General features: G+C 70.5%; 7 protein-coding genes. 1 reads left to right on the top strand and 6 read right to left on the bottom strand.

The genetic code is table 11. The annotated features are described in order from the left end of the window. The first annotated feature begins 408 nt into the window (after positions 1–408). Positions 409–1,638 (top strand): MFS transporter, encoded by a 1,230-nt coding sequence (locus E1161_RS14690; RefSeq protein WP_235875031.1) that lies wholly within the window; start codon positions 409–411, stop codon positions 1,636–1,638. A gap of 159 nt (positions 1,639–1,797) precedes the next feature. Here E1161_RS14690 and E1161_RS14685 read toward each other — a convergent pair whose 3' ends face one another. The 6 genes from E1161_RS14685 to E1161_RS14660 form a co-directional block, all read right to left on the bottom strand. Then, positions 1,798–2,589 carry an MBL fold metallo-hydrolase gene (locus E1161_RS14685; RefSeq protein WP_132623670.1) on the bottom strand — a complete coding sequence of 264 codons (792 nt, stop codon included), beginning with the start codon at positions 2,587–2,589 and terminating at the stop codon, positions 1,798–1,800. Next, the gene (locus E1161_RS14680; protein WP_132623668.1) at positions 2,589–3,401 is read right to left on the bottom strand and encodes an NUDIX hydrolase; all 813 of its coding nucleotides are present in this window, start codon (positions 3,399–3,401) and stop codon (positions 2,589–2,591) included. The genes E1161_RS14685 and E1161_RS14680 overlap by 1 nt, the downstream gene beginning before the upstream one ends. Before the next feature lie 48 nt (positions 3,402–3,449). Beyond that, positions 3,450–4,505 (bottom strand): hypothetical protein, encoded by a 1,056-nt coding sequence (locus E1161_RS14675; protein WP_235875030.1) that lies wholly within the window; start codon positions 4,503–4,505, stop codon positions 3,450–3,452. Between the two features lie 26 nt (positions 4,506–4,531). After that, the gene (locus E1161_RS14670) at positions 4,532–5,146 is read right to left on the bottom strand and encodes a hypothetical protein (protein WP_132623666.1); all 615 of its coding nucleotides are present in this window, start codon (positions 5,144–5,146) and stop codon (positions 4,532–4,534) included. 344 nt (positions 5,147–5,490) lie between these two features. Next, a complete protein-coding gene (locus tag E1161_RS14665; protein WP_132623664.1) occupies positions 5,491–5,949 on the bottom strand; it encodes a RidA family protein in 459 nt (152 codons plus the stop codon). A 1-nt stretch (position 5,950) separates the two neighbouring features. Continuing rightward, entirely contained in the window at positions 5,951–6,109 is a 159-nt protein-coding gene (locus E1161_RS14660) for a DUF4177 domain-containing protein (RefSeq protein ID WP_132623662.1), read from the bottom strand. Positions 6,110–6,303 lie beyond the last annotated feature (194 nt).

Below are 6,303 nucleotides of genomic sequence, written 5' to 3'. Positions count from 1 at the left end.
GGGGCTCCGGAGGGGGCGACGGCGGAGGCGGCGGAGGCTGCTGACCGGTTGTTCCGCACAGCCCGACCAGCGATGCATGTGAAGGGGCTGGGCGCCACCCCCGACGTGGCGCTCCAGCCCCTTCACATTCGCGCGGCTCGTCCCCCGACGACTAACCACGCTTCCCCGGTCCTCCGATGCTTCGGCCCCGAATCCTCGGCACCGGAGGCGTCTGTGTGGAGTTGTCTCCCCCATGAAGATGCTGGAAATCCGTGCTGTCCGGCAACCCCCTTCCACGAACCAAGACGTGTGGCCCGAGGGGACGGTTGCGCACATCACCCGTTCTGAGTAATGAACGTCACTCAGCACGCTCCTGGCTCGCGAATAACTGGTTGGTACCCGCGTACCACAATCGGCATACTGGTACGCGTGTCCACATCCACGTCGCTGGCCGACTACCGCGCCGCCCTGACCACTCCCGGAGCCCGCACCCCCGTGGTGACCTCACTGCTGGGCAGGCTGCCGATCGCGATGATCGGCATGGCCCTGCTGCTGTACGTGCAGCGGGAGAGCTCGTCGTTCGCGATCGCGGGCGCGGTCTCGGCCGCCGAGCTGATCGGCGTTGCGATGGGCTCGGTCGCGCAGGGCAGGATCGTCGACCGGGTCGGTCCGTCGAAACCGCTGTACATCACCTCAGTGCTGTTCACGGCCTCGGTGGTGGCGACGCTGGCCGCGATCGAACTGGAGGCCTCGACATCGCTGGTGGTGGCGGGCGCGTTCGCGATGGGCCTGCTCCAGCCCAACATCGGGTCGGCTTCGCGCGCCCTGTGGGGCCACCTGCTGCCGGCCGGGCGCGTCCGCGAGGCCGCGTTCTCCTACGAGGCGATCAGCCTCGAGGTCTTCTTCATCCTCGGACCGGGCCTGGCGGGCCTGCTGGTGGCGATGCCGTGGGCGGGAACGGGCGTCGTGGTCGGTTCGGCCTGCATGGTGCTGGGCAGCGTCGGCTTCGCCTCGACGCGCGCGGCCCGCACGCAGCGACCGGATCCCAGCGAGCACGTGGGCGCCATGCTCGGAGCGATCGCAGCTCCGGCAATGCGCACGGTCGCGCTGGCCGCGCTGGGCTTCGGCGTGGTGATCGGCTTCATCGAGGTTGCGGTCCCGGCCGCCGCCGTCGATGCGGGTCAGCCGACGATGGGCGGGCTGCTGATGAGCCTGGCCTCGGTCAGCTCGGTCGCGGTCGGCGTGGTCTACGGCGTGCACCCCTGGCCGCGTCCGATGCACCTGCGGCTGCCCGCGCTGCTGCTGGGCTTCGCGGGGCTGGTCGCGCTGCTCGCGATCCCGACGACGCTGCTGGGCCTGGCGCTGATGCTGCTGGTCGCGGGCTGCCTGATCACCCCGCAGTCGACGGCCCACTCGGTCGCGGTCGAGTTCGCGGCCCCGCCCGGCACCGCAGCGGAGGCGTTCGGCTGGGTGGTCACGTCGGTGACGCTGGGCTCGGCCATCGGCCAGTCCACCAGCGGTCAGCTCGTCGAACTCTCCGGGCCGCCGACGGCCTTCCTGGTCGCCGGAGCAGCAGGAGCCGCCCTCGCCGCGGTCCTCCACCTCCGCCGCAACACCCTCCTCCGCAGCCAGACCGACCTCACCCTCGCCAGCAGCTGACGGGCACCGCTGTCGGAGCACGTCGCTAGGTCCCGCGCATGGAACTCGACGTCGACGCACGACCTGGCGGAAGCCCGACCTCCACCACGTACTCATGCCCAAGCGCTTCTGACACCCGCGTGAACCGAGCTCGGTCGACGTGACCTCTGGCGTCTCTCGTCAGAGGTGGTCGTGGTCGTGGAGGTAGGTGAGTTGGGCTTGGACCGTGAGATCTGCAGCCGGCCAGACGACGGGGTCGACGTCGGCGTAGACGAGTTCGACCACCTGGCGCGGGGTGGCTCCGGGACCTAGGTCGCCGAGTGCTCGGCGGACCTGGGCGAGGCGTTGCCTGCGGTGGTCGAGGTAGTGCTCGGCCACCGCGCGGGCGTCGTCGAGTTCCGGGCCGTGGCCCGGCAGCACGCGGACGCCTGGTGGCAGGGACGCGATCTTGCGCAGCGAATCGAGGTATGAGCCCAGGTGACCGTCGGGGTGGGCGACGACCGTGGTGCCTCGGCCGAGGATGCTGTCGCCGGTGAACACCGCCGCTTCGTCGTGCTCGGCGACGAAGCAGACCGAGTCGGCTGTGTGGCCCGCGGTGGTCAGCACCCGCAGCTGCAGGCCTGCCGCGTAGATCGGCTCCCCGTCGGTGATCGGCTCGGCGTCGTGGCACAGCTCCGGGTCGAGCGCGCGCACGGGAGCCCCGGTGCGCTGCACGAACTCCGCCACGCCGGCGGTGTGGTCCTCGTGGTGGTGGGTGAGCAGCACCAGCGACACCGGCCCGTGGCCGGCGACCCGGCTCAGGTGTTCGGCGTCGTCCGGGCCCGGGTCGATGACCACGCACTCGCGCGAGTCCGGATCGCGCAGCACCCAGGTGTTCGTGCCGTCCAGCGTCATCGGGTTCGGGTTGTCGGCCAGCAGCACCGACGCGTAGGAGGTGACCGGGCGGAGCTCGCCGTAGGCGGGGTGCTGCATCACGCCTCCTCGAATCCGGGCTCGCCGGGCAGCACCGCGTGCCAGCGACCGTTCCGCTCGACCAGCTTCGGCATGATCTTGGTCAGCGTCCGCTCGGAGCTCAGTGCGGACGCGAGGTCGTCGGCCTCGGCGAGTTCGGTGAGCGTGACCTCGGTCGGCGGGAGCAGGTGGCAGCGGCCTTCGCGGAAGTCGGTCAGCGCCTGCCGCGGCGTCGCCCAGTACGCCTCGGCGGCCTCGGTGGTGATGGCGTCCGCGCGCTGACCGGTCGGCATCGCGGCCAGGAAGAACCTGGTGTCGTAGCGGCGCGGCTCCTGCTCGGGGGTCAACCAGTTCGCCCACGGGCGCAGCAGATCGGCGCGCAGCACCAGACCTTCCTCGGCGAGGAAACCGGCGAGCGAGACATCCCTGGTCACCAGGTCCTGCCGGGCTGCGGAGTAGCCGCCGGTGTCCTCGACGACCGTCGACGGATCGGGCCCGGCCAGCAGCACGCCCGACTCCTCGAACGTCTCGCGGACCGCCGCGCACACCAGCGCGCGAGCCACCTCCGGCGTGCAACCGAAGCGCTGCGCCCACCACTCGGGTGCCGGCCCGCTCCAAGAGATCGAGGCGTCCGCGTCGCGCTGGTCGACACCGCCGCCGGGGAACACCGTCATCCCACCAGCGAAGGCCATTCCCCTCACCCTGCGCTGCAGGAACACCTCAGGCCCCGACGGGCCGTCGCGCAGCAGCACCACGGTTGCCGCGTCCTTGGGGCGCACGGGCTTGTCCGGCCGGTCCTCGGGCACGAATCCCGTTGGCAGCGAACGATCCATGCCCGCCACCCTATGTCGGCGACCGGCGCTCGAACACCGTCTGAGGGATCAGCGCTGCTGCTGCGAGGTGTACACCTGCTGGTTCGCCGAGATCGGGGGGAACCCACCGGTACCGCCGGGCATGGTGGATGTCCGGCCGTCCTCGGCCTTGGGCTGGCGCTTGGGCGGCGCGTCCTGCTCGCGGTGCGCGAGCTCCTCGTGCAGCTTGCGCAGCAGGTTGCGCTCCCGGTCGGTCAACTTCGCGTCGACCGCGGCGGGGACGCGCATCATCACACCCGTCTGCTCGGCCGCTGCCTCGGGGTGTGCGTCCTCGGGTGGCTCACCGGGAAACTCGTGCTGCGGCTCGGCCACAGCGTGCGACACCCCCTCCGGCCGGGTTTCTTCCACCGGGGCCGGCTGCGCGGGCGGTGGAGCCGGGGGCTCTTCGGCTTGTCTGCGCTCGACGACCTGTTCGGTGCGCGACGCCACCGGGGGAGCCGCCCTCTCCACGGGCGCTACCTCTAACCGCACCCGCCGGGCCGTCGACAGCGCATCGCGGTGGTATTCGGGCAGGTCGGCACCGGTCGCGAAGACGTCGACCGCGTAGCGCAGACCGGCTCGGCGCAGGGCCGAGACGAGCTGGAAGGCGACAGCGGGACCGGTACCGTCGGGGCCGACCTCGGCCAGCAGCACGCCCTGCGGCACCGCGCCGTAGCTGGTGCCCGCGGGCGTGGTCCGGCTGGTGATCCACATGCCCCGCAGCCCCGCGAGACGCCCGCCGATCTGCTTGAGCGCCAGTTCGAGGTCGGTGTCGTCGGTGTGGGGGGCGCTGAACTTGTGGTTCTCCGGCAGCAGCGACTCGACCACCTTGAGCCGGTCGGCGAGCTGGCGGTTGGACCACGTCTCGTCGAGGACCCGACGCAGGTGGTACTGCTCCGCAGCCGTCACCTCGATCTGCCCGGCCAGCAGGCACCCTGCGAGGTACTCCGCACTGGCATCGGGCAAGCCCACGCCCAGCAGCTCGCGAGCGCCGTCGATGCCGTCGTCATCGACGCGCCCGGTCATGGCCAGCAAGAGGCTGTGCAGCCGGTCGACTGGTCCGGCGGCCTCTGCAACGTCCACCACGAATGCCTCCTTTAGCTGCCGCCCGCTCAGCCGCGGCGACCGGCGAATTCTTCAGCTCCCACGCACACCAGCGCCGACTCCTCGATCGCCATCCGGTGGTACGGGGTCGGTTCAAGGTCCTTGGGCACGACCTCGACGCAGGGCGCGGAGTCACCGAGCGCTCGCAGCACCCGCTGGATCTCCCCGGTGAGCTCGACGCAGTCGTCCGACGCGGACACCAGCACGACGAGCTTCGGGGCGCCCGAGTCGCGGCGCCGCCAGGTGTTGCGCACCTCGCGCACACCGGCGCGACCGCGCAACGTCGCGCCGAGCACCAGCACCGCCGAGTCGCCGATGTTCTCGGCCGGAGGTTCGGTGGTGAACGAGTAGTGCGGCGTGGTGTCCACGACCGCGGGCAGGATCGCGTTGACCTTCGCCGGGTCGGCGCCCAGCGGAAGCAGCGCGTCCGAGAGCAGCCGGTGCTCGTCGTCGTCGAGTGCGATGCGCTCGCGGACCAGCGTCTCCGGCAGCAGCCTTGCCACGACCTCGGCGGCACCCCCGGCCAGCCAGTCGCGGTATCGCCACAGGTGCCGGTCAGGCAACCTGCCGGCCAACCGAAGCAACAGTTCGTGGCACAGCAGATCGGTTTCACGCACTGCCACGGCGCCCCTCCATGCTTAGTACTCCGGTTCCGGATCCAGCCGCCGCTCCCCCAAAAGCAGCTGCACCCTTCCAGGTGAACTTTGGTGCTACTGACCGGGTCGAACAATCCCCTGAACGACCCAAATGCAACGTGTTGGAACCAACATCCCCCATCTGGGTTACACCTGATCTGGCGCACGAAGATCGGGGATGATCGCAGCGTACTTGTCGCAGTCGCCCGCCGGAGCCCTGCCTTCGAAAAAATCACGACTCCGCTCCCGGCGAACGCACCCTCCTCACGCAACGAGAACGCGGCGTCACCCCGGGTAGGGCGACGCCGCGCATCAGGTCCGAAATGCCGACTTCACTCGACCTCGACGACCAACTCGACCTCAACCGGCACGCCGAGCGGCAGCTCCGCGACACCCACGGCCGAGCGAGCGTGCTGCCCCGCCTCGCCGAAGACTTCGCCCAGCAGCTCCGAAGCACCGTTGACCACACCCGGCTGCCCCGTGAAGCCATCAGCCGAGGCCACGAACCCGACGACCTTCACCACCCGGACGATCGAATCCAGTCCGACCAGCGAATCGACCGCCGCCAGCGCGTTCAGCGCGCAGATCCGGGCGTACTGCTGGGCCTCCTCGGCGCTGACCTCAGCACCCACCTTGCCCAGGCCCGCCGGCGATCCGGCCACCATCGGGATCTGGCCCGCGGTGAACACGAGCGAACCCGTCCGCACCGCAGGCACGTAAGCCGCCACGGGCTTGACGACCTCGGGCAGCGGAATGCCCAGCTCTGCCAGGCGATCCGTCCACCGACCCATGTCAGGCCTCCTTCGGCCGCTTCAGGTAAGCCACCATCTGCTCACCGGTCGGACCCGGCAGCACGGCGACGAGCTCCCAGCCGTCCTCGCCCCACTGGTCGAGGATCTGCTTGGTTGCGTGACTCAACAACGGAACGGTGGCGTACTCCCACTTCTGCATGGGGTTGAGCCTAATTCCTGCGGTGGTGGTCGTCTTGGGTGGCAGTCGTGTCCGCCTGGTCGGTGGGTTGCGTCGTCGTGGCACGGCCCCTGCGGTCGTCGGGCTCAGCGGCGCCAGAAGCGGGGACTTGCGGCGCCTGCGGACTCCGCTCGCACTCCTCATGTGCCGTACACGGCGTTGCGGCGTGCTCGCCA

Source organism: Saccharopolyspora aridisoli (assembly GCF_004348445.1).
Classification (GTDB): domain Bacteria; phylum Actinomycetota; class Actinomycetes; order Mycobacteriales; family Pseudonocardiaceae; genus Saccharopolyspora; species Saccharopolyspora aridisoli.
Note: the sequence above shows the minus strand (reverse complement) of the source record. Positions and strands in the feature narration are given on the sequence as shown.

Coding starts and splice junctions, on each gene's coding strand:
- E1161_RS14680 (WP_132623668.1), bottom strand. CDS start 3,401: ATGGATCGTTCGCTGCCAACGGGATTCGTGCCCGAGGACCGGCCGGAC.
- E1161_RS14660 (WP_132623662.1), bottom strand. CDS start 6,109: ATGCAGAAGTGGGAGTACGCCACCGTTCCGTTGTTGAGTCACGCAACC.
- E1161_RS14665 (WP_132623664.1), bottom strand. CDS start 5,949: ATGGGTCGGTGGACGGATCGCCTGGCAGAGCTGGGCATTCCGCTGCCC.
- E1161_RS14685 (WP_132623670.1), bottom strand. CDS start 2,589: ATGCAGCACCCCGCCTACGGCGAGCTCCGCCCGGTCACCTCCTACGCG.